This window comes from Borreliella chilensis (assembly GCA_000808095.1).
Classification (GTDB): Bacteria; Spirochaetota; Spirochaetia; order Borreliales; family Borreliaceae; genus Borreliella; species Borreliella chilensis.
Window position 1 is genome coordinate 333,053 of the sequence record CP009910.1, and the last position, 26,477, is coordinate 359,529.

The 26,477-nt window shown below is 28.9% G+C and carries 23 protein-coding genes; 11 read left to right on the forward strand and 12 right to left on the reverse strand.

What is annotated here, in order from left to right; genetic code table 11:
* Positions 1-298 precede the first annotated feature (298 nt).
* The 7 genes from OY14_01615 to OY14_01645 all read left to right on the forward strand — a co-directional run bounded on the left by OY14_01615 (position 299) and on the right by OY14_01645 (position 9,475).
* The gene (locus OY14_01615) at positions 299-1,876 is read left to right on the forward strand and encodes an ABC transporter substrate-binding protein (protein ID AJA90153.1); all 1,578 of its coding nucleotides are present in this window, start codon (positions 299-301) and stop codon (positions 1,874-1,876) included.
* 110 nt (positions 1,877-1,986) lie between these two features.
* Entirely contained in the window at positions 1,987-3,573 is a 1,587-nt protein-coding gene (locus OY14_01620) for an ABC transporter substrate-binding protein (protein AJA90154.1), read from the forward strand.
* Positions 3,574-3,699: 126 nt separating this feature from the next.
* Positions 3,700-5,325, forward strand: coding sequence for an ABC transporter substrate-binding protein (locus tag OY14_01625; GenBank protein AJA90155.1), 1,626 nt, complete (start codon positions 3,700-3,702; stop codon positions 5,323-5,325).
* A gap of 311 nt (positions 5,326-5,636) precedes the next feature.
* Positions 5,637-6,557, forward strand: coding sequence for an ABC transporter (locus OY14_01630; protein AJA90156.1), 921 nt, complete (start codon positions 5,637-5,639; stop codon positions 6,555-6,557).
* A 12-nt stretch (positions 6,558-6,569) separates the two neighbouring features.
* On the forward strand, positions 6,570-7,619 hold the full coding sequence (locus tag OY14_01635) for a peptide ABC transporter permease (protein AJA90157.1): 1,050 nt from the start codon (positions 6,570-6,572) through the stop codon (positions 7,617-7,619).
* 11 nt (positions 7,620-7,630) lie between these two features.
* Positions 7,631-8,503: a peptide ABC transporter ATPase gene (locus OY14_01640; protein ID AJA90158.1), complete on the forward strand. Its 873-nt coding sequence runs from the start codon at positions 7,631-7,633 to the stop codon at positions 8,501-8,503.
* The gene (locus OY14_01645; protein ID AJA90159.1) at positions 8,504-9,475 is read left to right on the forward strand and encodes a peptide ABC transporter ATPase; all 972 of its coding nucleotides are present in this window, start codon (positions 8,504-8,506) and stop codon (positions 9,473-9,475) included.
* Positions 9,476-9,488: 13 nt separating this feature from the next.
* On the opposite strand, the gene OY14_01650 is transcribed toward OY14_01645, so the two are convergent.
* Positions 9,489-10,244, reverse strand: a complete 756-nt coding sequence (locus OY14_01650; protein ID AJA90160.1) for a hypothetical protein — start codon at positions 10,242-10,244, stop codon at positions 9,489-9,491.
* Between the two features lie 114 nt (positions 10,245-10,358).
* Between OY14_01650 and eno the strand changes: the two genes are divergently transcribed.
* Positions 10,359-11,660 carry an enolase gene (gene eno, locus OY14_01655; GenBank protein AJA90161.1) on the forward strand — a complete coding sequence of 434 codons (1,302 nt, stop codon included), beginning with the start codon at positions 10,359-10,361 and terminating at the stop codon, positions 11,658-11,660.
* Between the two features lie 66 nt (positions 11,661-11,726).
* Here eno and OY14_01660 read toward each other — a convergent pair whose 3' ends face one another.
* Genes OY14_01660 through OY14_01700 form a run of 9 tightly spaced genes read right to left on the reverse strand, consistent with a single transcriptional unit; the run spans position 11,727 to position 20,600 of the window.
* Positions 11,727-12,137 carry a 30S ribosomal protein S9 gene (locus OY14_01660; protein AJA90162.1) on the reverse strand — a complete coding sequence of 137 codons (411 nt, stop codon included), beginning with the start codon at positions 12,135-12,137 and terminating at the stop codon, positions 11,727-11,729.
* Entirely contained in the window at positions 12,134-12,598 is a 465-nt protein-coding gene (locus OY14_01665) for a 50S ribosomal protein L13 (GenBank protein AJA90163.1), read from the reverse strand. Before OY14_01665 ends, OY14_01660 begins: the two co-directional genes overlap by 4 nt.
* Before the next feature lie 52 nt (positions 12,599-12,650).
* Positions 12,651-13,460, reverse strand: a complete 810-nt coding sequence (locus OY14_01670; GenBank protein AJA90164.1) for a hypothetical protein — start codon at positions 13,458-13,460, stop codon at positions 12,651-12,653.
* Complete coding sequence (locus OY14_01675; protein AJA90165.1) at positions 13,453-14,910, reverse strand: glutamyl-tRNA amidotransferase; 1,458 nt, start codon at positions 14,908-14,910, stop codon at positions 13,453-13,455. Before OY14_01675 ends, OY14_01670 begins: the two co-directional genes overlap by 8 nt.
* Entirely contained in the window at positions 14,900-16,345 is a 1,446-nt protein-coding gene (locus OY14_01680) for a glutamyl-tRNA amidotransferase (protein ID AJA90166.1), read from the reverse strand. Before OY14_01680 ends, OY14_01675 begins: the two co-directional genes overlap by 11 nt.
* Before the next feature lie 10 nt (positions 16,346-16,355).
* Complete coding sequence (locus tag OY14_01685; GenBank protein AJA90167.1) at positions 16,356-16,631, reverse strand: glutamyl-tRNA amidotransferase; 276 nt, start codon at positions 16,629-16,631, stop codon at positions 16,356-16,358.
* 9 nt (positions 16,632-16,640) lie between these two features.
* Entirely contained in the window at positions 16,641-18,737 is a 2,097-nt protein-coding gene (locus OY14_01690; GenBank protein AJA90168.1) for a DNA helicase, read from the reverse strand.
* A gap of 2 nt (positions 18,738-18,739) precedes the next feature.
* A complete protein-coding gene (locus OY14_01695; GenBank protein AJA90169.1) occupies positions 18,740-19,939 on the reverse strand; it encodes a membrane protein in 1,200 nt (399 codons plus the stop codon).
* A gap of 10 nt (positions 19,940-19,949) precedes the next feature.
* The gene (locus tag OY14_01700) at positions 19,950-20,600 is read right to left on the reverse strand and encodes an export chaperone (protein ID AJA90170.1); all 651 of its coding nucleotides are present in this window, start codon (positions 20,598-20,600) and stop codon (positions 19,950-19,952) included.
* Between the two features lie 188 nt (positions 20,601-20,788).
* Between OY14_01700 and OY14_01705 the strand changes: the two genes are divergently transcribed.
* The 3 genes from OY14_01705 to OY14_01715 all read left to right on the forward strand — a co-directional run bounded on the left by OY14_01705 (position 20,789) and on the right by OY14_01715 (position 24,498).
* Positions 20,789-22,207 (forward strand): ferrous iron transporter A, encoded by a 1,419-nt coding sequence (locus OY14_01705; protein AJA90171.1) that lies wholly within the window; start codon positions 20,789-20,791, stop codon positions 22,205-22,207.
* Positions 22,208-22,306: 99 nt separating this feature from the next.
* A complete protein-coding gene (locus OY14_01710; GenBank protein AJA90172.1) occupies positions 22,307-23,740 on the forward strand; it encodes a pyruvate kinase in 1,434 nt (477 codons plus the stop codon).
* Positions 23,741-23,757: 17 nt separating this feature from the next.
* Positions 23,758-24,498, forward strand: coding sequence for a hypothetical protein (locus tag OY14_01715; protein ID AJA90173.1), 741 nt, complete (start codon positions 23,758-23,760; stop codon positions 24,496-24,498).
* A gap of 18 nt (positions 24,499-24,516) precedes the next feature.
* Here the strand turns inward: OY14_01715 and OY14_01720 are convergent, their stop codons facing one another.
* Together OY14_01720 and OY14_01725 are read right to left on the reverse strand one after the other, a co-directional pair.
* On the reverse strand, positions 24,517-24,795 hold the full coding sequence (locus OY14_01720; protein AJA90174.1) for a 50S ribosomal protein L28: 279 nt from the start codon (positions 24,793-24,795) through the stop codon (positions 24,517-24,519).
* An 18-nt stretch (positions 24,796-24,813) separates the two neighbouring features.
* Positions 24,814-26,379, reverse strand: coding sequence for a hypothetical protein (locus tag OY14_01725; protein ID AJA90175.1), 1,566 nt, complete (start codon positions 26,377-26,379; stop codon positions 24,814-24,816).
* Between the last annotated feature and the right edge of the window lie 98 nt (positions 26,380-26,477).

A 26,477-nucleotide genomic window follows, 5' to 3' on the forward strand; every position in this document is an offset into this window, starting at 1 on the left:
TAAATAAATTAATTTTATCTTCATAACACAACGCTAATAACATTATATTGTAAACACCACAAATAAACTCAAAATTTTATGTATACCAAAATTATAAAAAGAAACAAAATAGAAATTAAAGATATTTATTCTATCAGACTTTTTTTATTATAAGAATTAAAGTAAAATTTAAAAACAAGATAAATAAAAATATTAGGGGGCCTGCACTTAAAAACAAAATAAACATTATTTATTAAAAAAGATTAGCAAAAAATCAATACAACAAAAATATAAATTCTTATTGAAAAAGGAAAATTTCATGAAATACATAAAAATAGCTTTAATGATAACTATTTTTGCATTAATAGCCTGTACTAATAATCAGAAAAAAGAAAAAATAGTTTTTAGAGTGTCAAACTTAAACGAACCATCATCACTTGATCCTCAACTCTCAACAGACCTTTATTCTACCAATATAATTACAAACCTATTCTTAGGCCTAGCAGTAAAAGATTCACAAACCGGAAAATATAAACCGGGACTTGCAAAAAGCTGGGACATTTCTGGCAATGGGAGTATTTACACATTCCACTTAAGAGAAGATATAGTTTGGAGCGATGGAGTTGCAATTACTGCTGAAGAGATAAAAAAATCCTATCTAAGAATTTTAAATAAAAAAACAGCTGCATTGTATGCTAATTTAGTAAAATCCGCAATAAAAAATGCACAAGAATATTTTGATGAAACAGTTTCTGAGTCTGAACTGGGCATAAAAGCAATTGACAGCAAAACCCTAGAAATAACATTGACATCTCCAAAACCTTATTTTCCTGACATGCTAACAAATTCAGCATACATACCAGTCCCAATACACATTATTGAGAAATATGGAGAAAATTGGACAAATCCTGAAAATATGGTTGTTAGCGGTGCATACAAGCTCAAAGAAAGATCAATTAACGATAAAATCGTAATAGAAAAAAATGAAAAATATTACAATACTAAAAATGTAGAAATTGATGAAGTAATATTTTATCCAATAGAAGGCAATGTAGCTTACAATATGTACATAAATGGTGAAATCGATTTTCTTCAAGGAGCAGAAAAAAATAATTTAGAAGAAATTAAAATAAGAGATGATTATTACTCAGGATCAAAAAACGCAATGGCATACATAGCATTCAATACAACCATAAAACCACTAGACAATTTAAAAGTTCGACAAGCACTCTCTCTTGCTATTGATAGAAAAACTTTGTCTAAAATAGTTTTAAAAGGAAGTTCAGACCCAACAAGAAATTTAACTCCAAAATTTGATAATTACTCTTATGGAAAGAATTTAATATTATTTGATCCTGAGAATGCAAAAAAACTTTTAGCTGAAGCTGGATATCCTGATGGAAAAGGATTCCCTAGGTTAAAATATAAAATCTCAACAAATGGGGGAAGTTCAATAGCAACAGAATTCTTACAAGAACAATTTAAAAAAATTCTAAACATTAACATAGAAATCGAAAATGAAGAGTGGACAACGTTCTTAGGAAGCAGAAGAAGCGGGAATTACCAAATATCAAGCGTAGGATGGATAGGAGACTATTCTGATCCTTTAACATTTTTTGAAAGTTTATTCACAACAGAAAACCATTCTTTCGGATCATACCAATATTCCAATAAAGAGTATGACGCTTTAATAGCAAAATCTAATTTGGAACTTGACCCAATAAAAAGGCAAGACATTTTAAGAGAAGCTGAAGCAATAATAGTGGAAAAAGATTTTCCTATGGCACCATTATATATCCCTAAAGCTCATTACCTTTTCAGAAATGATAAATGGACAGGATGGACACCAAATGTTTCAGAAAGCTATTTATATGAAGACATTAAAACTAAAAAATAATAAAATAAGTAATTTTAAAATTAAGATTTAAAATTAATATCTACAGAAAGGCAATTATAAAATTAAAGTTAAATTTTAAAGCTAACTTTAAAACGGAGGTATAAAAAATTATGAAATTGCAAAAGTCATTATTTTCAATAATATTTTTTCTAACTCTTCTTTGTTGTAATAAAGAGAAAAAAGAAGAAGGAGTATCATTTAAAATAAGCTTAGGATCAGAGCCAAGCAGTCTTGACCCCCAATTAGCAGAAGACAGTGTGGCATCAAAAATGTTAGATACAATGTTTAGAGGGCTTGTTACAGGCGATCCTAACACAGGGGGAAACAAACCTGGACTTGCAAAAAGTTGGGATATTTCCTCTGACGGAACAGTTTATACATTTAACCTAAGAGAAAAAATCACCTGGAGTGATGGAGTTGCAATCACTGCCGAAGGGATCAGAAAATCTTTTCTTAGAATTTTAAATAAAGAAACTGGTTCAAGTTACGCTGAAATGGTTAAATCGGCGATTAAGAATGGTCAAAAATATTTTGAAGGACAAGTGTCTGACTCTGAACTTGGAATTAGAGCAATTAACGAAAAAACATTAGAAATAACACTAGAATCTCCAAAACCCTATTTTATTGATATGTTAGTACACCAGTCATTTATTCCAATACCAATTCACGTAACCGAAAAGTATGGACAAAGCTGGACAAGTCCTGAGAATATGGTTGTTAGCGGTCCATTTAAATTAAAAGAACGAATTCCTAATGAAAAATATGTGCTTGAAAAAAATGACAAATACTACGACTCAAGCAAAGTAGAAGTACAAGACATTGTGTTTTATACAACAAATGACAACTCAACAGCGTATAAAATGTATGAAAATGAAGAAATAGACGCGATCTTTGGCTCCATACCACCCGATTTAATTAAAAATCTAAAATTAAGAAGCGATTATTACTCATCAGCTATTAATGCCTTATACTTTTATGCATTCAACACACAAATTAAACCACTTGACAATGTTAAAGTCAGAAAAGCATTAACTCTTGCTATTGATAGAGAAACACTCACGTATAAAGTTCTTGACAATGGAACTACCCCTACAAGAAGAGTAACTCCTAACTTTAGCTCATATTCTTATGCAAAAGATTTAGAATTATTTAATACTGAAGCTGCAAAAACCCTTCTAGCTGAAGCGGGTTATCCTGACGGTGATGGATTCCCTATTTTAAAATTAAAATATAATACAAGCGAAGCAAATAAAAAAATTTGTGAATTCATTCAAAACCAATGGAAAAAAAATTTAAATATTACTGTTGAACTTGAAAACGAAGAGTGGACAACTTACTTAAACACCAAAGCAAATGGAAATTACGAAATAGCAAGAGCCGGATGGGTAGGTGATTATGCTGATCCTTTGACATTTTTAAGCATATTCACTAAAGGATACACACAATTCTCATCTTACAATTACTCAAACTCAGAGTACAATGAACTTATTAAGAAATCTGATCTTGAGCTTGATCCAATAAAAAGACAAGACATCCTAAGAAAAGCAGAAGAGATAATTATTGAAAAAGATTTCCCAATAGCACCAATATACATATATGGAAATAGTTACCTTTTCAGAAATGACAAGTGGACTGGTTGGAATACCAATATTTCAGAAAGATTTGATTTGTCTCAACTAAAATTAAAAAATAAATAATTATTTATTTAATCAAACAAAAATCGCCTATTAATCTGTTTTTTATAGGCGATTTTTATTGACTTTCTTCTAAAAAAAAGATAATTTAAAATTTAAAAATAATTATAATCTAGGAAGAAGGTTAAAATGAATTTTAATAAATTTGAAAAAATCGGTAAAAAATTTGAGATAGCAACACTAATTATATTTGCCATATCTTTAATTACATGTAATAACAATTCGGAAAAGGAAAAATTAGCGTTCAAAGTGTACATAGGAGGAGCACCTTCATCGCTTGACCCACACTTAGTAGATGAAACAATCGGAGCAAGAATTTTAGAACAAGCATTCTCAGGACTCTTAACATTAAACACCAAAACAGGTAAGCTCAAGCCTGGACTTGCTAAAAATTGGGAAGTCTCAAAAGATAAAAAAACGTATCAATTTTATCTAAGAGATAACATTGTTTGGAGCGATGGAGTTGCAATTACTGCTGAAGGAATAAGAAAATCTTTTCTCAGAATTTTAAATAAAAAAACAGAATCTACTAACGTAGATATGATTAAATCAATAATAAAAAATGGTCAAGAGTATTTTGATGAAAAAGTGTCTGATTCTGAGCTTGGAATTAAAGCAATTGATAGCAAAACATTAGAAATAACACTAACATCTCCAAAACCCTATTTTCTTGAATTGCTTTTGCACCACATATTCATGCCAGTGCCTATTCACGTTATTGAAAAATATAAAGAAAATTGGACAAACCCTGAGAACATGGTTACCAGCGGGCCTTTTAAATTAAAAAAAAGATTGCCTAATGAAAAAATTATATTCGAAAAAAACGAACACTATTACAATGCAAAAGAAGTAGAGCTTGAAGAACTTGTATACATTACATCTGATAACGATCTAACTGTATATAATATGTATAAAAATAATGAAATTGATGCTATTTTTAACAGCATCCCACCAGACATTGTCAATGAAATAAAACTGCAAACCGACTACTATCAACACAAAAGTAATGCAATTTACTTATACTCATTTAATACTAAAATAAAACCCCTTGATGATTCTAGAGTTAGAGAAGCTTTAACGCTAGCCATTGATAGAGAAACTTTAACTTACAAAGTACTTAACGATGGAACAGTTCCCACAAGAGAAATAACTCCTAATCTTGAAAATTATAATTACGGCAAAAAATTGATTTTATTTGATCCTGAAAGATCTAAAAAGCTTTTAACAGAAGCTGGATATCCTAATGGGAAAGGATTTCCAATCCTAACGCTAAAATATAATACAAATGAAACTCATAAAAAAATTGCTGCATTTATTCAAGACCAATGGAAAAAAATTTTAAATATCAATATTATGCTTACTAATGAGAATTGGCCTGTTCTTACTAATAGCAGAAATGCGGGCAATTTTGAAATAATAAGAATTGGACGAATTGGGGAATATTTAGATCCACACACCTATTTTACTATCTTTACAAGTGAAAATTCACAACTTGCATCATACAGATATTCAAACTTAGAGTTTGATGCACTTATCAGAGAATCAGATTTTGAACAAGATCCTATAAAAAGAAAAAATTTACTTAGAAAAGCAGAATCAATAATAATTGAAAAAGATTTTCCTGCTGCACCAATATACATATATTCTGGGCACTATCTTTTCAGAAATGACAAATGGACTGGATGGAATCCTAGTGTATCAGAGGTTTATTATTTCTCTGAATTAAAACCAATTAAAAATTTACAACAAAATTAATAAATTCTTTAAAAAGGATTCAATATGGAATTTAAAATAATATTTGAGTGTAATATAGAAAAAATTGCCTACATTACACTCAAAAACTAGCCTTGTCTAAAAAAATAAACAAATAATCCATTAAGACTCTAAGATAAAATTATCTTAGAGTCTTAAAATTAAAAAATCAATTTATTGAAAATATTGGTCACAATGGACACAATCTTCTATTCCATCAAAAATTATCAATTATAGATTGAAAAACAATAAAGACTATATGATATAATTGACTAATACATAATGTTACCAATATCTATTACAAAGGAGCAAAAATGTTAAGGTTTACTTTAAAAAAAATAATAGGAATAATACCAACTTTACTAGCAATAGTTTTTTTATGCTTTTTTGTAATGAGAATGGCCCCTGGAAGTCCATTTGATTCTGAAAAACCTATTGACCCTCAAGTAAAAGAAAGATTGATGGAAAAATATCATCTTGACAAACCGTTTTATATTCAAGCCTTTTACTATATTTCAAACGTCTTCAAAGGAGATCTGGGGCCTTCTTTAAAAAAGAAAGACCTTACGGTTAATCAATACATAAGATTAGGATTCCCAAAATCGCTTACACTAGGAGTAATGTCACTCATTATATCGCTAGCAATAGGAATACCAATAGGGATCTTAGCAGCTATTTACAAAAATACTTACGTAGATTACATAATAACATCAATAGCAATACTAGGAATTTCCATACCATTGTTCGTAATAGGGCCAATTTTACAATACTTTTTTGCAATCAAATGGGGCTTATTTTACACTTCTGGATGGATCACAGAAAGAGGAGGATTTTTAAATTTAATTCTACCCATAATAACTCTTAGTATGCCCAACATAGCTATTTTTGCAAGAATAATCAGAGGTTCGATGCTAGAAATAATACAAAGTGACTTCATAAGAACTGCACGTGCAAAAGGACTAAGCTTTAGAAAAATAGTTGTAAAACATATGCTAAGAGGAGCAATGCTGCCTGTGGTAAGTTATATTGGCCCAGCATTTGCTGCTATAATTTCTGGAAGCGTAGTTATTGAAAAAATATTTAGAATTGCTGGAATGGGAATGTTTATAACAGAATCTGCACTAAACAGAGATTACCCAGTATTAATGGGAGGGCTGCTAGTATACTCAATAATACTGCTCATTTCTATATTAATATCGGACATTATCTATAAAATGTTAGATCCAAGAGTATAGGAGGAAATCAAAATGAATAGTTTTGAAAAACAAAATGAAAAAAGCAATTCTAAACTCGAAAGAAGAGCTTGGTCAAGATTTAAAGAAAATAAACTGGCATTTGGCAGTCTTTTTGTAATTGGATTTTACATCTTAATTGCCATTCTACAACCAATCTTGCCAATATATAAATACCACACCCAAGTAGTAGAACATTCCGATTTGCCACCATCCTTCCAAGCTGCCGGAGAACTTTGGTACAAAAAAGAAAAAAATTTTATTGAAAAATTAGCTAAAAAAGAAAAAAGAGAAATAAATGAAGACGAACTAAACAAACTAGAGAATATAAAAAGAAGAATAGAAACTGAAGTACAAGTAATAGATAAAAAAGAAGTAAAAGTACATAAAAGAGTATATTTACTTGGCACAGACAATCTTGGAAGAGATTTGCTTGCAAGATTAATACAAGGCAGTCAAATCTCTCTTTCTGTAGGATTTATTGGAGCTTTTTTATCTATGATAATAGGAACTATTCTAGGCTCAATAGCAGGATTTTTTGGAGGATTGCCCGATAAAATAATAACCAAAACAATTGAAATTCTTTATGTATTGCCTTATTTGCTTATTGTAATAATACTAATGGCAATAATGGAAAGGAGTATAATAGGATTATTCATAGCGCTTGCATTTGTATCCTGGTTAACAGTAGCTCGAGTTGTACGAGGCCAAGTACAATCACTCTCAAGTTCTGAATTTATACAAGCAGCTAAAACCCTTGGTGCAACAAATAAAAGAATAATCTTAAATCACCTAATTCCTAATAGCATTGGAATGATAGTTATCTTCACAACAATAAGAGTTCCAAGCTTTATTATGGCTGAAGCATTTTTATCCTTTTTAGGACTTGGAATTTCAGCTCCAATGACAAGTTGGGGAGAATTAGTGCAAAATGGAATTGCAACATTTGTTGAATATCCATGGAAAATTTTTATTCCAGCTATAGTTATGACAATATTTCTATTATTTATGAACTTTTTAGGTGACGGGTTAAGGGATGCATTTGATCCAAAAGATAGCATCTAAGGAGAAATTGAGTGAAAAAAGAAAATATATTAGAAATAAAAAATTTAGCAATTGAATTTAGATTAAAACATACAACAATCCATCCCGTAAACAATATTAACCTATCTGTAAAAAGAGGAGAGATTAGGGCTATTGTTGGAGAATCCGGAAGTGGGAAATCTGTAACAAGCATGGCTATCTTAAAATTATTACCAGAACTTACAACAGTATATAAAAGTGGAGAAATACTATTTGAAAATCAAGATCTGCTAAAACTTAGCGAAAAAGAACTTTTGAAAATCAGAGGGAATAAAATATCAATGATATTTCAAGATCCAATGACTTCGTTAAACCCATTTTTAAGGATATCAACTCAACTTGAAGAAACAATCATCTTACACCAAAAATTAGGTAAAAAAGAAGCTAAAGAAAAAGCAATAGAAATGTTAAAAACTGTTGGCGTTGTAAATGCAGAAGAGAGAATAAAACATTTCCCTCATCAATTTTCAGGAGGAATGAGACAAAGAGTCATGATTGCCATGGCACTAAGCTGTCACCCATCCTTGTTAATAGCAGATGAGCCAACAACAGCTCTTGATGTTACAATCCAAGAGCAAATATTATTATTAATCAAAAACCTATCTAAAAAATTTAATACTTCTACCATATTCATAACTCATGATCTTGCCGTTGTTGCTGAAATTTGTGATACGGTGTCTGTAATGTATCAAGGTAAAATTGTAGAAGAAGGAACAGTAGAGGAAATATTTAACAATCCTAAACACCCTTACACTATTGGACTTTTAAAATCAATTCTTACACTAGAACACGATCCAAATAAAAAACTTTATTCAATAAAAGAAAATCCTATTAAGATAACAAAAACTAGTATTGAGGAGTTTTAAATGAACAGTAAAAAAGAAATAATTCTTAAAGTAGAAAACTTAATACAAACATTCACAACTGGAGAAGATTTTTTATTTTGGAAAAATAAACAAAAAGTAAATGCGGTAAACAACATTAGCTTTGAAGTTGAAAAAAATAAAACTTTGGGACTTGTTGGAGAATCTGGCTGTGGAAAATCTACTACTCTTCGCTCAATCATGCAGCTTTATACACCAACTTCTGGAAATATTTACTTTAACAATAAAAACATAACCAAACTTTCAAAAAAGGAACTCTTAAAAACAAAAAAAGATATGCAAATGGTATTCCAAGATCCTCATACCTCGCTTGATCCAAGAATGACAATAAAAGAAATAATAGCAGAACCACTAGAAATATATAATGAAAACAAAATTCTTCCAAAAACAAAAAAAGAAATAGAACAAAGAGTAAATAAACTAACAGATATTGTTGGACTACATAAAAGCATGTTAGCTAGATATCCTCATGAATTTTCAGGGGGTCAAAGGCAAAGAATAGGAATTGCTAGAGCACTAGCTTTAAATCCTAAGCTTTTACTTTTAGACGAAGCTGTTTCTGCACTTGATGTATCAATCAGGGCTCAAATTTTAAACCTACTAAAAACTCTGCAAAAAGAATTCAATTTGTCTTATTTATTTATTTCTCATGACCTAGCTGTAGTAAAATATATGAGTGATAAAATTGCAGTAATGTACCTTGGAGTTATTCTCGAGCTTGCACCAAGAGAAACTCTATTTTCAAACCCAATTCATCCGTATACTAAAATGCTAATAGCATCTATTCCTGAAATTAACCCTGAAAAAAGAAAAAATAAAACTATAAAACTGGACGAACAAACCCTAGCAAACATTAGAAGCATTCATTTATCAAACCAAGTACATCCAAAACTTGAAGAAGTAGAAAAAGACCACTTTGTATCTAAATATCTTTTTGATGAAATGAATAAATAAATTTAACTAAAGATTATTTATGATCGAAATAGGAGACTTCAAAATCTATTTTATTATCAATCCCTTCAACAAAATATAAGTTTATTCTATTAACATTATTCTTATCTATTACCTTGTTACCAGAATCAATAAAATAATAATAAATTCTATCTTTAGGTAAATTTTTAAGCCTAATAGTATAAATTCCTTTATTGTCTTCTTTTTCAATCAGCCTATTTAAAAAAGGATTGAAATTATTAAAACTGCCAGCTATTGTAACTATTTGTCCAGGACGACCTATATAAAAAATTTCAATTTCATTATTATCATACGATTGTATTGGATTTCTTAAAGAAATATAACTAGACTTTTCTTTAGCAACCTCAATTTTAGAAAATGGGATTAAATCCTCATTATAAACTACATTTTTATTATATTCATCATTTGTCCAAACACCGTCTACAATAAGCCTATATTTTATATCACTTGTACCATGAGGAATATTGACTTTAACAAAAAAAACTCCATACTCATTTTTTTTGAATAAATATTTTTTAGAATACTGATCAAAATCAAAAGCAGCAAAAATTTTTCTAATTTCTTTATTGGGAGGATAAAACAACAATATACGCTTGGAGTCAATCATAGGAGCAAGATTATCTTTTCTTGTTGAAACTTCTAAAAATTCATTTAAACTCAAATCAAAATCATATATAACATAATCATCTGAAAAAAGATTATTAACACTTAAAGCTGCAAAAATCAATAAATACAAACACCTTTCTTTCATAGATTATATACAAAACTCACAATAATAATTCTTTTGGTAAAATACTACACATTTAAACCTTTTGACATTATACTAAAAGCATAAATTAAAGTAAATAATACGAGGAGTACAAAAATGGGTTTTCATATTTATGAAATCAAAGCCAGACAAATTATTGATTCCAGGGGGAATCCAACAGTTGAAGCTGATGTCATTTTAGAAGATGGAACTTGCGGAAGATCTGCTGTACCATCAGGTGCATCAACAGGAATTAATGAGGCTGTTGAACTTAGAGACGGCGATAAGTCTGTATATATGGGAAAAGGGGTTTTAAAAGCAATTGAAAATATAAAAAACATAATTGCCCCAGAACTTGAAGGTATGAGCGCCTTAAATCAGGTTGCAATCGACAGAAAAATGATCGAACTTGATGGCACCCCTACAAAAGAAAAGCTTGGTGCTAATGCAATCTTAGCAGTTTCAATGGCTACAGCTAAAGCTGCTGCAAAATACCTTGGACTTAAGGCTTATCAATATCTTGGAGCATACAAAGCTAACATTTTGCCTACACCCATGTGCAATATTATTAATGGCGGTGCACATTCTGACAACTCTGTTGACTTTCAGGAATTCATGATAATTCCAATAGGAGCGAAAACTTTCAGTCAAGCAATAAGAATGGCAGCAGAGGTTTTCCATACACTAAAAAGCATTCTAAGTAGCAAGGGATATGCAACTTCTGTTGGAGATGAAGGGGGATTTGCTCCAAATTTAAAATCAAATGAAGAAGCTTGCGAAGTGATTATAGAGGCAATAAAAAAAGCTGGGTATGAACCTGGTAAAGATATAGCAATAGCTCTTGATCCGGCAACATCTGAGCTTTATGATCCAAAAACAAAAAAATATGTACTTAAATGGTCAACAAAAGAAGAACTTACTTCTGAACAAATGGTTGAGTATTGGTCAAAATGGGTAGAAAAATATCCAATTATTTCAATTGAAGATGGCATGGCCGAAGAAGATTGGGATGGATGGAAAAAACTTACAGATAAAATTGGAAACAAAATACAACTTGTTGGTGACGATTTATTTGTAACAAATACTTCATTCCTTAAAAAAGGAATTGAGATGGGAGTTGCTAATTCAATTCTTATCAAGGTCAATCAAATTGGAACACTAACAGAAACATTTGAAGCTGTTGAAATGGCTAAAAAAGCGGGGTATACAGCAATAGTATCTCACAGATCGGGAGAAACAGAAGACACAACAATAGCTGATCTTGTAGTAGCTCTTGGAACAGGACAAATCAAAACCGGTTCACTTTCAAGAACAGACAGAATAGCAAAATACAACCAACTCATAAGAATAGAAGAAGAATTGGAAACAACTGCTGAATACCATGGTAAAAACGTATTTTATTCAATTAAACAAAAGTAAACTAAATCCCTGCGAAAGGGATTTTTTTTTGCTTAAATAAAAATGTAAAATGTATAAAAAATAAAATTATCTTTTGGAAAATTGAAAACTTTTTCGCGCTTTTTTCTGCCCGAACTTTTTACGTTCAACTTTTCTTGAATCTCTTGTTAAAAATCCATTAGACCTCAAAATCATCTTATTAGATTCATCAAGTTCAAAAAGAGCCCTTGAGATGCCGTGCCTTATTGCTCCCGATTGACCTGAAATTCCTCCCCCATAAACATTAATATATAGATCATATCTCCCAATCGTATTTGTCAAAACTAACGGAGAGAGTGCCATTGTTCTTAAATTTTCAAGTTGGATATAAGAATCAAAGTCTCTATTATTTACTTTGATCTTGCCACTACCTTCCCTAATGTAAACCCTAGCAACAGAAGATTTTCTCCTACCAGTTCCCATTGATAAATTAACATTGCTAAAATTTGATTTTTTCATTTTACCTCTCTTAAATTAACTTCCAGTTTCACAGGATTTTGAGCTTTAAGAGTATGCTCTGAACCAGAAAAGACTTTTAAATTTCTAAAAAGATCACGACCTAAAGGACCTTTTGGTAACATGCCTTTAATAGCAATTTCAAGAGGAGCGCAGGGCTTTTTTTCTGACAATGTTCTAAAAGTATCAGAATAAAGACCTCCTGGATATCTTGAATGCCTATAATAAAGTTTTTGTTGATATTTTTTACCCGTAAGCCTAACCTTAGAAGCATTAATAATAATAACATTGTCCCCTAAATCTTGATGAGGAGTATAATAAGCTTTATGCTTGCCTCTTAAAATTCTAACAACATCCACAGCAACTTTACCTAAAATTTTATCTGCCGCATCAATTACATACCATTTTTTCTCAACAGTCTTTGGCTTGACCCAAATCGTATCATTATTGGTTATTTTACTCATAATAGCACATTACCTTTACATATAATTTTATGCATAAATCTCATTTATTGTATTATTTGTAAGGATCACTGTCAAGTCCATCAATAAACTTATTCTTAAGAACACAGCAAATTTTCTTAAAATTATCCAAATCTCCTTTAGAAAACTTTAAAGGAACAATAGATGGTATATTAAAATTTGGACTAATTAAATACCCACATTTGAGAAATTCATCAAAAATTGCAGCATGATAACAAGAATTATAAAGAGGAAACATATACCTATCAGTCACTCTAAACAAAGATGTAGCAAAAGAATTAAAATCAACATTGAGATTTTTCCTATAAGATAAAAGTTTGCTTAATGTATGTCTAGCACAAGACAAAGTTACAGCATCAAAATTATCTTTAAATTCTATTTTCCTAGAAAGGTTATCCATAACAACAATACTAACAGACATAAACTCAGGCAAAGGAATATTAAAAATCATAGGATATTCAATATTCCTAAATCCCACTTTAAACTCATATATTCCTTCTTTTTTTTCCCAAGGCATAAAAACTTTATCTTTACCAGTTGAAGATAATAAAAACTTTTTTGCATCCTGTTCTAGCTTAAAAATATAAACAGACCCAGCATCCTTAAAAAAAGTAAATACTAAATTGACAAACTGATTTTTAAAAATAGAAGGATAAGGAGATGTCAAACCCTTTGACACAGTTTGCTTAAAAAGACGATTTAAGCCTTGAATTCTATGGCCTAAAAAATTTTTCCCACCATTTAAATATAAATCTAAATATCTCTTACCGTGAATATCGTAAAGATAAAAAAATCTTGCTCTTTTAATTATTGGCAAATTGTCTATTAAGGACAAATCATACATTTGCTAAACTTTCTAAAAGAATTTCATTTGCAAGAATAGGATTAATCTTACCCAAAGATTTTTTCATTATTTGCCCCATCATAAATTTAATAGCATGATCTTTGCCCTTTTTATAAAGTTCAATTGACTTGGGATTTTCACTTAAAACTTCAAGCACAATTTGTCTAATAACAACTTTATCACTTATTTGTTCTAATTGACTTTCACTTATAACAACAGCAGCAGACACTTTTCTAGACATCATCTCTGAAAATACCTTTTTTGCCATTTTACCGCTTATTTTACCAGCAACAACAAATTCAACAAGTTCTGCAATATGACTTGGCGGCAAATTAAATTCAAGAACACTAATTCCTTTATCATTGAGAACACTTAAAACTTCAGATAATATCCAATTGGCTACTTTTTTAGGATCGCTTGCATCAAGAACAGCATCTTCAAAATATCTAAGTAAATGTTTATCTGATGTTAAAGTAATAACATCAAAATCGCTTAGCCCATATTGATTTTTAAGTCTAACCCTTGCATCAAATGGAAGCTCAATTAACTTTAAATTCTTAATATTACTAATATAAGAATCATCAATTTCTATTAAGGGTATATCGGGTTCTTGGAAATAACGATAATCAGATACGGTCTCTTTATCTCTTTGAATTACTGTTATTCCACTTTTATCATCAAATCCTCTAGTATGCTTACCACAACTATCAAGGGTTTTCCTAAATTGAACCCATTCCTCTTGCTGTCTTAATTCTTCATATTCAATAGCAGTTTTAATAGATTTAAAAGAGTTCAAATTTTTTATTTCAGCTATGGGAGTTTTATACTCAACACCACACTCTTTAACAATTAAATTGACATTTACATCACACCTAAAAGAACCATTTTCCATATTACATTCTGACAAATCAAGATACTTAAAGATCTCCCTTAAAGAGCTTAAAAAAGCAACTGCCTCATCACCATTGTTAATGTCTGGAGCAGAAACGATCTCAAGCAAAGGAGCACCAGAGCGATTAAAATCAATATAACTTTGATTTTCAATATCCAACAAATGCAAACTTTTACCCGAATCTTCTTCCATATGAATTCTAGTAATATTAATCTTTTTAAACCCAGAAGGGGTTTCAATCAATAAGCTTCCCCCCTCACAAATAGGCTTATCATTTTGCGAGATTTGATAGCCTTTTGGTAAATCTGGATAATAATAATGTTTTCTATCAAATTTAATAATATGTTTGATTTTTGAATTTGTGGCATGCCCTGCTAAAATTGCACTATTAATAAGCTCTACGTTCACACTTGGTAATGCACCGGGCAACCCAAGACAAATTGGACAAATACGAGAGTTAGGAACTCCCCCAAACTCATTCTTGCACCCACAAAAAGCCTTTGTTTTTAAACCTAGCTGAACATGAATTTCTAATCCAATAACTAATTTATATTCCATTCAATCCCAATTCCCTAACAACATTTTTTGAAAAACTTAAAAGTTCAAAATCTTTCTTAATACCCCCAATTATTTGCATCCCAATTGACAATCCTTCGTTATCCTTAGAATACGGAATCGAAATAGCAGGAGCTCCAATAAGATTTGCAATAACAGTACAAATATCTGAATAATACATTTTAACAGGATCATCAAAATCTAAACCAATTTTAAAAGGCTTTATAAAACTTGTTGGAGTAATAATAAAATCACAACTTTCAAAAAGCTTGTTAAATTTGGGAATAATTAAATTTTGCAGAATTTCACAAGCTTTTGAATAATATTTAGAATCATAACCTTCTGACAATAAATAATTTCCAAGAACAATACGTCTTTTAACTTCTTCTGACAAGAAATCACTCCTATGTTTAAAATAAAAATCATTAAGACTTAAATTTTCTGAGATTCTCTTACCATAACAAAGTCCGGTATAACGAGCAAGATTGGAAGATGCTTCAACAGGCGAAATTGTATAATAAATTGATAAAATAAAATTAATCTCTTCTATTGAAACTTCTTTTATATTAATACCTTTTGACAAAAGATCAAATTTAAATTTAGCAAAACTACTTGCAACACTTTTGTCCATTAAATCTTCGCTAAGTTCTTTAATTACAGCTAAATTTTTACCTTGCAAAGACTCAATTTTTAAAGGATAAAAATTATCAAAAATGTCCACACTAGTAGAATCCATCTTATCAGCCCCACAGGTATGCTTTAAAATTAAAGCAATGTCTTCAATAGAATGAGAAAAAAATCCTATTTGATCAAAAGACGAAGCATAAGATGCAAGCCCATAACGAGACAAGCCTCCATAAGAAGGTTTAAAGCCCAAAATTCCTGAAAAAGACGCAGGAAGTCTAACAGAACCCCCAGTATCGCTGCCAAGCGAAAAAGGCGCTTGAAAAGACGCAACTACAGCTGCAGAACCTCCGGAACTACCCCCTATAACATATTCTCTATTTAAAGGATTTAAAGTTGCACCATAACAAGAAAATTCACAAGTAGAACCCATGGCGAATTCATCCATATTGGTTCTACCAATTAAAATTGCTCCTTTATCTTTAAGTCTTTTGATCACAGTAGAATCATAAGGAGAAATATAGCCTTTTAAAATTTCAGAAGCACAAGTTAAAGACTTGTCTTGAATTGAAATATTATCTTTAACGGCAATAAGCATACCAATTAAAGGTAAATCTACTAACTCACAATTTTCAAAACAATCATCATACTTTTTTGCAATTTCTAAAGAATCATCAAAAAATTCAATGTAACCATTAATATCTTTATTTAATTCATAATTTTTTTTATAAGCAAGCAAAATATCATAAATTTTACATTTTTTAGTTAAAACTAATTCTTGAATTTTGGTTAAAGTTAAATTGCTTAAGTCCAAAGCCTTATCCTTATTCTAATATTTTAGGAGATGAAAAATATCCATCTAAAAATGAATTACTAAGTTTTTTAATTGATCCAATTGGAAGAGAAAATGTTACTTTATCTTCACGCAATGTAGAAATATTTCTCTTATTAGCATTAAAATTAACTTGAACTTCAAAATTTGAAATTCCATTAACCAGCCTAATAACTTTCTCAAATTTTGAAATGAACTTATTTTCACCTTCTTTGCTAAGTGTCACCAAACTTAGTTTTAAGCTGTTCTCCAAATGTATATCTTCCAAAATAAACTCCTAAACTTTCACCACTCTTTTCATATAATCAGGACTCAAAATTGCCTTTTTACCATTTCTTAAACTAATTTTAATAAACTGCAAGTTGTCCTGGTACCAACTATCAACGACAATCCCCCTATCTCCATTATAAATTATATAGTCTCCAATATTAAATCTAATATCTCTCTTATTATCAATAAAAAAATTATTAAAATTTTCTTTTAAATATTCAGGAATAAAGATAATGTCATAAGAATCTTTGTCAAGATCTTGGAAAAAAACTGAAAGTGCGGTGCTTTTAAAAGAACCTCTAAAAGCTCTTCTTAAATTTAGAGTAATAATAAGTTCTGATTTAGCTCTTGTAATTGCAACATAAAAAAGTCTTCTTTCCTCCTCAAGTCTATCTTCTGTTAATTCTTCGATTTCAGCTGGCAAAAGACCTTTCTCAAGTCCAGAAATCACAACTCTATCAAATTCAAGTCCTTTAACGCCGTGGATTGAAGACAAAAGAACATTGGACTTAAAATCTCCAGAAATCATAGGAGAAAGTGAAGAATTTTCTAAAAATATCGCAAGACCTTCAAAAGTACCCGAATACTCAATTCCACTATTTATAAGTTCATCAATATTTCTTAATTTTTCATCCTTATCAAATTTTTTATAATAATCTAAAAGCCCGAACTTAATTGCAACATCTTCAATAAAAGCAGATAAATTAATATAACTATCTTTAAAAAGTTTTTTATTCAATTCATCATAAATATTTAAAAAAAATAAAAGAGACTCTTTGGCTCTGTTTTTAAGCAAACATAAAGTCTTCTTACTAGCAGAAATCAAATTAAAATTAACATCGGTATCGTTTAAAACACTAATTATTTTGTCCAGAGTAGTTTTCCCAATTCCTCTAGAAGGCTTGTTTATCATTCTTAAAAAAGCTATTTTATCTTTCTTGTTTATAATCAGCCTAAGTAAACAAATAATATCCTTTATTTCTTCTCTATCATAAAATCTAATTGATCCTAAAACCTTATATGGGATATTTTTCTTTAAAAAAGATGTTTCAAAATGAAAAGATTGAGAATTAAATCTATAAAGTATTGCCGTTTCAATGTTATTGTTAACAAGCAAGTTCGAAAAATATTCAGCTTCATCTGGTGTGCTTTGAAAAACTAAAAATTTCATTCTTTTACCAGAACTATTTTGAGTCGTTATTTTTTTTTCATATCTATTTTTATTTTTTGAGATAACTTCATTTGCAATACCAACTATATTTGAATTTGAACGATAATTTTGTACTAAATAAAATTTAATAACATTAGAAAAAGTTTTTTCAAATTCAAGAATATTTTCAATTCTAGCTCCTCTAAAAGAATATATCGACTGATCCTCATCTCCTACAACCATAAAATACATACCATCTAAATAAAGTTCTTTCAAAAATAAAAATTGAGAATAATTTGTATCTTGATATTCATCAACAAAAATAACTTTAAATTTGGACTGAACAGATTCTTTTAGCAATTTAGACTGTCTCAGCATTAGTATAGGTTTGATAATAAGATCTGCAAAATCAAAAGCATTACTCTTAGACTTCTCTTCTTCATAAATTTTGATATACTCATATCTTTTTTCGTTTGATTCAATAAATTTTTCTAAAAAAAAATTTTCTTTGTCTTTTAAAATCAAAGCTGCAATATGTTTTGCCATTTCAAGATTCGGGGCAAGATCAATTTGTTTGATAAATCTAGCAACATCATTAGCATCCCAAATTGTAAAATTTGAATCATAATTTTTATCAAAATCCTTATAGTAAATTCTCAAAAGCCAAGACCCAAAAGAATGAAAAGTTTGAATATGAAGCTTCTTGTCAAATTTTAAAAGATCATTTATTCTGTCATTCATTTCATTTGCAGCTTTATTGGTAAAAGTTAGAGCCAAGATTTCATTAGGATTTATATTCATATGTTTGATTAAGTATGCAATTTTTGCAATTATAATTCTTGTTTTACCACTTCCAGGTCCTGCTAAAACAAGAATTGGATTTTTACTTTCATTAAAAACAATTTTCTCTTGAAAAGAATTTAAGCTAGAGAAAAAATTTTTTATTTTATCCATTGCTAATAAACTTCAGAAACCTTAAGATCAAATCCTGAAGGTGTCTTTACCCAAAAAAATTGAACAGCAAAAATTTCTTTTCCTTGCTCTTTTAGAAAAGGGGTAATGTCTCTCTCATTGAGAATAATGTTAACATCAGAAAGTCTTGAAAAAAATAGTATCAAAGACTTTTCAAAAACTAGATTAATAGGAATACCTTTCGATGCAAAAAAAGACTTACCGTGAAGATTGTTCTCATCAGCATATCTAAAAAATGTATCATTTAGAAAATCGATTTTTAAATCAACATTTGAAAGTTTTTGAGTAGAATATAGTGTAAGATAATTACTACTTGGTAACTTTTCAGTACCCTTAACATCAAACTGCCAATTTAAAATATTAAATCTATTGTCAATATTAGTTTCAGATACATATTTAACATTTAAAGCAAAAGACTCTAAACTTACATGAGCTATTTTTGACTTATCATAAGAATAATTCTCATAAATAATCTTGACTCTAATATTATCATCAAGATTTATCTCTTTAAACTCTCCCAAATTAAAAATATTTTCACTTTTTTTAGACTCATCAATCATAGCTAAATTATCACTAACAAAAGACACTCTATATTTTGAAATATTGTCACCATGCGTTAAGGATAAAAAATCCCCCTCTTTAAGAGAAACATTCCAAAAATTCTGTTTATCAAAAGACACTTCATGAATATTTAAAATCATTTTCTCATCCTGACTAAGTCTAAAAAATTTCCTAAAATATCCCTCCATCTCTTTAAAAGCAAAAACAACCAATACTAATAAAACAACACCAATAATCCCTAACAGGATTTTTGCCACACCAAAAGACTCAAAACTAAAAAAGTTTAACTTTTTATCTGAAACTTTATTATTGCCTAAAAACCCTGAATTTGATATTTTATCCTCAGATCTAATGCCAATATAGCTATTATTAAGCCTTCTTTTATAATCTTTGAAAAGTGTTGATATAAATCTAGGATCAATATCTAAATATTCGCTATAAGTTCTCAAAAATCCGACAGCCAAAACTTCATTAGGAAAAATTTCAATATTAGAATCTTCAAGGGCTTTTAGATACTTAATAGAAATTTTAATATCATCAGCTATCATTTCAAGAGTCAAATTTTTGCCATTCCTAACCTTTCTCAAATAACTCCCAAATTTAATAAAATCATTTTCTTCCATAGATTAAACCTTAATTTTTTTTAATATCATACAAAAAATTATCTACCTTATTTGAAGATTTTGGAGGATCATACTTAAATTTACTATCAAGAATTCCAACATTAAACTTCACAGCGTTAAAATCAATAACTATTTCACGCCCACCACTAGTAGGATAAGCAGAAATTCTTCTAATTATTCCATCAGGAGTAAAAGCAATAATAAAAGAATTAATAGTAGCAGCCCCCTTGTAAAGCTTTCTAGAAAAGGTTAATTTAATAAATTTGCCAGGCTCAGATGAATCGAGAGCTTCTAAATTTGGGGAGTTGGTATAAGACACGCTGTACTCGCTATTTAAAACTTTCATAAGTCCTCCCCCACTGCTACCTTTTATTAATTGCTGATTAAACGAAGTACCAAGGGATGGAACATAAACTGTCAAAACTTCACCATCACTTACAAAAACTTGATTATTTGAGTCTAAATTAACAATAAACTTGTCTGGAAACTTATAAAGCAAAACACCTGTTTGCTTTAACCCCTTTAAAGTGAGGTTAATTGTTGCTTGCATATCCTCTATATTTTGATATTTAGAATAAATTCCCTCAAAGTATTGATTTGCAGATATTTGAGCAAACATGCCAATAGGATACAAAACCAATAAAAGTATTATTTTTATCATTTTATGAACTCTTATTATTAGCTTAAGCTATTAACAAAATTGAATTTAATATTTATTGTCAATAAACTTTATTTCCATAATACTACATATCATAGAAATAAACTATTATTAATAATAGTTTATTACATAAAATACAAATTTAAGGATTGATTGTAAAAACACTTTTAAAGAATTAGGATTTAGTAAGAATGTCTTTGAATTACGTTGAAATAAATAATTTGATTAAAGAAATCCCTTTTGTAAACTCCTACATAAAAAAAATAATACAACCTGATTATAAAAACTTGATTTTAGAGATTTATAATAAAATTGATAATAAAAATATTAAAATATTAATCTGTTTAAATCCCAACACAACTAGATTTCATATAACAAAAAAAAAATTCAAAAAGAATGCTTTAAAATTAAGATTTTCTGATTTTTTAAAATCAAAAATTCAAAACGGAAAAATTCTAAAAGCTTGCCAAATGAAAAATGAAAGAATCATTTCTCTTGAAATTCTAAAAAAAGACATAATTATCTTATTTATTAAATTGTGGCCATCATCTCCTAATATAATAGCTACAAATCCAAACTTCAAAATACTAGATGCATACTACAGAAGACCAAAAATAAAAGAAATAACTGGCGAAATCTTTTTAAAAGCTAAAGAAATATATGAAAGCAATAAAATGTCTGATAAAAAAATCATGGGTCTAAAAGAAGGATATAATAATATCAACCATACATCTTATTCTGAATTTCTTGAAGATTACTACGAGTCACTCAGTAACAAAATTAAAGAAACCAATATAAAAGAATTGCTTATTGAAAAATATAAAAAAGAACTAATTGTTTTAGAGAAAAGAATAGAATCTTTAAAACAACAAATAAAACTGATTAAAAACATTGAAAATGAAAAGGAAAAAGGTGAGCTGATTTTATCAAATATTCACAAAATACAAAAAGGAATTAAAGAAATCAGTCTCTTGAATTATAAAGAAGAAAAAATAAAAATATCATTAAACCAATCATTATCACCCAAAGAAAATGCTTTGCAATATTTTAAAGCATATAAAAAAGGCAAAAATTCTTTTAAAACCGTTCAAAATCAATTAAAAGAAAATATAGACAAATTTGATTCCATTCAATCAAAAATAACCATGATAAAAACCACAAATTTCATTCCAAAAGAAGAACATATTCAAACAGAAACTACTATTAAAAAAAAGGAAAAAACGCCAAAAATAGGTTTACATTTTGTTTATTATGGATTTGAAATTATTGTTGGAAGAAACGCAAAAGAAAATGACGAACTATTAAGACGTTATGTTAAAGGAAATGACTATTGGCTTCATACAAGAGATTATCCTGGAGCTTATGTTTTTATTAAAAATCAAAAAAACAAAACTCCTTGCCTTAATGTTCTTCTGGCTGCTGGCAATTTATGTGTATTTTATACAAAACTAGCAAAAAAATTGAGAAAGGCAGATCTTTACTACACCCAAGTTAAAAATTTAAGAAGAGTTAAAAACGGAAAGCTGGGCCTTGTAATTCCAAAAGCAGAAAAAAATTTATATATTAAGCTAGATGAAAATCTAATAAAAAAATTAAAAAATCAAACTTAAAATACTACTAAACAACAAAACAAAACTTTGAATTTTCTACAAAATATTGTTATTCAAAGACAAAAAGCATAAAATTTAAAAAAGTGGAGGAATAACTTTATGATTTCAAAGCTAACAAAAATTGTAGCAACAATATCTGATCTTAGATGTGAACCAGAACACATAAAAGATTTATACGATGCAGGAGTAAATGTAATAAGACTAAATACTGCTCATCAATCACACGAAGATACAATAAAAGTAATCGACAATGTTAGAAAAATTTCAAATAAAATAGCTCTAATGATCGACACGAAAGGACCGGAAGTTAGAACAGCAAATATTGAAAATCCTATTATTGTAAAAACTGGAGATAAAGTAATCATATCAAATTCGCCTGTTAATGAACTTAACAGTTTCCAAACCAATTATGATGGATTTGTTAAAGAAGTACCTCAAGGATCTAAAGTGCTAATTGATGATGGTGAGCTTGAAATGACCGTTATCAGCAAACTGCCTGACCGATTAATTTGTGAAATTAAAAATGACGGCCAAATTAAAAATAAAAAATCAATCAATACTCCTGGCATTTCTCTTAAACTGCAATCAGTAACAGAAAAAGACAAAGGATTTATTGAGCTTGCAGCAAAATATAATGTTGATTTTATTGCTCATTCGTTTGTAAGACATTCCAAAGATGTACAAGATGTCCAAAAAATTTTAAACGCTGCTGGAAATCCTGATGTAAAAATCATATCCAAAATCGAAAATCAAGAAGGAATCGACAATATTGAAGAAATAGTAAAAGCATCCTACGGAATAATGGTTGCAAGAGGAGATATGGGGGTTGAAATTCCTGCAGAAGATGTCCCTATTGCCCAACTTAAAATAACACAAACTTGCATACAATATGGAATACCTGTGATCACGGCAACTCAAATGCTTCATACAATGATTGAAAATCCAAGACCTACTAGGGCAGAAGTATCTGACATCGCCAATGCTATTCTAAACGGCACAGATGCAATTATGCTATCCGGAGAAACCGCTTACGGGAAATATCCAATTGAAGCTGTAAAAATGATGACAAGCATTGCTAAAAAAGTTGAAAAACACAGGGAAATGACCTCATTTAAAGATGAACTTTTTTACGACAAAAGCATTACAAGAAACTATATTATCAAATGTGCAATTGATGCCACAAAGCTTATGGATGTAAAAGCAATTATTGTAGATTCTCTAAAAGGCAAAACTGCAAGAATAATGGCAACTTATAGAGCTAGTGTTCCATTGTTTATTACAACAAACAGCGAGAGGCTGGCAAGAGAACTCACATTGTCTTATGGGGTTTATTCCAATCTTGTAGACAATAATTTTAAAAGAACTACCGAATTTGTAGTAACTTCTCTTAAAATGCTAAAAGCACAAGGCATTGTTAATGACAAAGATACTGTAATAATTATTTCTGGAAACCCAAATAGAGATACTGACAAGGGTACAGAATTTATGGAAATAAACACAGTAGAAGACGCAATCAAGGGGCGAAATATATAAAACAAATTAGAAGCCCCTTGGTTGAAAATATATTTTATTCAAATAATACAAACAACTTATCATTTAAGTTGTCAGAAAAAAAAACTCACAAGGCTATCCTAACAAGTTATGGCAACTATGAGTTTTTTTTAAAAAATGCATATTTGTTTAAAAAAATAATATCAAATCAAACCAATAATGTATTTATAATATCTGAAGCAAAAAGCAATTTTTTAATTAATATATCCAATCACCATATATGGAAAATTTTTAATAAAAAAATTAAAGTAAATCTAAAAATATTAAAGCTATTACAAAATTTAAATTTTGTCAACATAGACAATAAACTAATTGAAAATGATCATAAAATTGAAATTACATTGAATTTTATTAGTAACATAAAGAAAAATATAAAAATAATTCCAATAATTTTTGGGAAAACTTACAATAAACACTTAATAAAATTTTGTGAATTTTTAAAACCTTTTACCAATAAAGAAGAAAATTCATTTATTTTTTTATCTTACTTTATCTCAAAATCTACAAATATAAGAAAAGCTATAAAGCTTGAAGAAAATTTAAAAAGTATTTTACTTGAAGAAAAATCGCCTACTTCCAATCGAATATTAAAAGAGTATAAATCAAAAAAAATATTTCCAGAAAACATAAATGCAATCATAACCATTTCAAGCCTTTTTAAAACCTTCGAATTTGAAGAATCAAAAACAATAATTAATTCTCCAGAATACTTGATATCGGGAAACATTCTAACAAAATAAAATTATAAAAATTAAAATCTATAAAAAGCTTTCTATTTTTTTGCAGTTTTTCTTTAAAAAAGCATCAAGTCCCATCTTTGAAATACTTCTTAATGCATTAGCAGAAACTTTAATATTAACACTTCTTCCAAGCTCTGGAACAAAAAATTTTTTGTTTATTAGATTTACCTTAAAAGTTCTTTTGGTTTTTACTCCAATATGTTGTCCAGCGCCACCTTTTTTCTTAGCAAGCCCCTTTCTTGGAACATTGTTCCCGAACATAGTTTTTTTCCCTGTTATCTCACATTTTCTAGCCATTAAACACTCCTTAAGATCTTATGATTTTTTCTCCAAATATAAATCCATTAACTTTAAAAATAAAGACAAATTACCTAAAACATTTTTCATTATACCTCCAAAATTTAAATTGTTTCCATAGCTTTTAGCAAGATCCATGTCAAGCTCTTTCCAATTATAAATCAACTCTCTTTCCAAAGAAACTTTCGAATAATCTGAAAGACAATCTTGTAAACGCTGTTCAATAGAACAAACCTTGGAATAATATTCACTTGATATAGTAAACGCCTTTTTATTAACATCTGCTATTATATTTAGCAATAACTTTTCTGAAGATTTATCCCCTACAGAAGCTCTATGTAACAATGCATTTATTCTATTACCATACCCGCCTTGCTCTCCTAAATTAGAATCAAAGTCAATAAGACTTGTATAAATATTAATCAAAGCATGCATATCATTAGACATTTCTCTTGAAAGCTCTATAAGTTTCCATTGTCCTTTAATAATAAGTAAATTAATAATATCATTAAGATCTTTTTTAACAAAATGAATAGTATAAGTTCTTAAATAGACTAAAAGCTCGCAATAAATGTATCCTGTAGTACTCATAATTTTAGATACAATCTTTTCATTCATTTTCTCATTATAATTATCCAAGTTTAAAAGAGATACTCCTGGGAAAAGCTGCTCAGCCAATATTTTAGATTTGCTATTTTTTTGCAAAACTTTAATCTTTTCGATTTCAGTTGCAACATGCTTAGTAAGGTCATTGAAAAACATTCTTGCTATTGGATTAGGCTTTTGCCCAATAGAAATAGGAAAATAATCTGGATCTCCACTAACATATCTTATTAGATATAAAATTTCTTTACTCTTATTTACATCCAAAATGGAAATAATAATCTTGTTCCAAACATTTAATTTAATAGGAAAATCTTCTTTATTCCCATAAATTTCCAAAATAATATCATAAAGGTTTTTCCAAATAGAAATATTCTTAATACAAGACATACATTCTAGCAAATCTTTAAGATCATCTATAATAACTCCACAACCTATGGAACTAAACCTAGGCCTATATACAAAATCATCTTCTGGAAGCAAACTGTCAAAATTTTTAAGAACCAAGTGGTATTGATATAAGACTAAATCAAAAAAATTATGCAATGCCTCATAAGTTTCATCTATCAACTTAATTTGTTCTTGAGTGATATTCTTAAACAAATAAGATAAATTATTATGCAAATTCTTAGGAAGATCTGAAGCAAAATTTATGTTCTCATTTGCAGAAAAAGAATAAATATAATCTAAAGATTTCTTTTGACTTTCATTTAAATATTTTTCAACAACAAAATGAACAATTTTATTAGAATTTTTATACCTTTGAGCAAATGGCCTTAAAGGAGAAAAAACCTTATAAAAATTATAAAGAAATCTAGAAAATTGGGGTAAAGCCTGAATTTTTGAAGCATTAAAAAAATTACTTACCCTGCTTAAACTAATTTTAACTTCTTTTAGCCTTTTTTGCTTTATTTGTTCCGAAGTAAGCTCCTTATTAATACTAAACATAGAAAGTATAAAATCAAATAAACCCAAATTCATCATCCCCCTAAAAAATCTTCAGTTCCCTTGCTCTATTTTCCAATTAAAATGAAAATCAATATTAACTATAAAAATTATACATAATTTATTGTAAAATA

Excerpts from the sequence above, each read along its gene's own strand:
- OY14_01615 (AJA90153.1), top strand. The coding sequence starts at position 299 with ATGAAATACATAAAAATAGCTTTAATGATAACTATTTTTGCATTAATA.
- OY14_01620 (AJA90154.1), top strand. The coding sequence starts at position 1,987 with ATGAAATTGCAAAAGTCATTATTTTCAATAATATTTTTTCTAACTCTT.
- OY14_01625 (AJA90155.1), top strand. The coding sequence starts at position 3,700 with ATGAATTTTAATAAATTTGAAAAAATCGGTAAAAAATTTGAGATAGCA.
- OY14_01630 (AJA90156.1), top strand. The coding sequence starts at position 5,637 with ATGTTAAGGTTTACTTTAAAAAAAATAATAGGAATAATACCAACTTTA.
- OY14_01635 (AJA90157.1), top strand. The coding sequence starts at position 6,570 with ATGAATAGTTTTGAAAAACAAAATGAAAAAAGCAATTCTAAACTCGAA.
- OY14_01645 (AJA90159.1), top strand. The coding sequence starts at position 8,504 with ATGAACAGTAAAAAAGAAATAATTCTTAAAGTAGAAAACTTAATACAA.
- OY14_01650 (AJA90160.1), bottom strand. The coding sequence starts at position 10,244 with ATGAAAGAAAGGTGTTTGTATTTATTGATTTTTGCAGCTTTAAGTGTT.
- eno (AJA90161.1), top strand. The coding sequence starts at position 10,359 with ATGGGTTTTCATATTTATGAAATCAAAGCCAGACAAATTATTGATTCC.
- OY14_01660 (AJA90162.1), bottom strand. The coding sequence starts at position 12,137 with ATGAAAAAATCAAATTTTAGCAATGTTAATTTATCAATGGGAACTGGT.
- OY14_01665 (AJA90163.1), bottom strand. The coding sequence starts at position 12,598 with ATGAGTAAAATAACCAATAATGATACGATTTGGGTCAAGCCAAAGACT.
- OY14_01670 (AJA90164.1), bottom strand. The coding sequence starts at position 13,460 with ATGTATGATTTGTCCTTAATAGACAATTTGCCAATAATTAAAAGAGCA.
- OY14_01675 (AJA90165.1), bottom strand. The coding sequence starts at position 14,910 with ATGGAATATAAATTAGTTATTGGATTAGAAATTCATGTTCAGCTAGGT.
- OY14_01690 (AJA90168.1), bottom strand. The coding sequence starts at position 18,737 with ATGGATAAAATAAAAAATTTTTTCTCTAGCTTAAATTCTTTTCAAGAG.
- OY14_01695 (AJA90169.1), bottom strand. The coding sequence starts at position 19,939 with ATGGAAGAAAATGATTTTATTAAATTTGGGAGTTATTTGAGAAAGGTT.
- OY14_01700 (AJA90170.1), bottom strand. The coding sequence starts at position 20,600 with ATGATAAAAATAATACTTTTATTGGTTTTGTATCCTATTGGCATGTTT.
- OY14_01705 (AJA90171.1), top strand. The coding sequence starts at position 20,789 with ATGTCTTTGAATTACGTTGAAATAAATAATTTGATTAAAGAAATCCCT.
- OY14_01710 (AJA90172.1), top strand. The coding sequence starts at position 22,307 with ATGATTTCAAAGCTAACAAAAATTGTAGCAACAATATCTGATCTTAGA.
- OY14_01720 (AJA90174.1), bottom strand. The coding sequence starts at position 24,795 with ATGGCTAGAAAATGTGAGATAACAGGGAAAAAAACTATGTTCGGGAAC.
- OY14_01725 (AJA90175.1), bottom strand. The coding sequence starts at position 26,379 with ATGAATTTGGGTTTATTTGATTTTATACTTTCTATGTTTAGTATTAAT.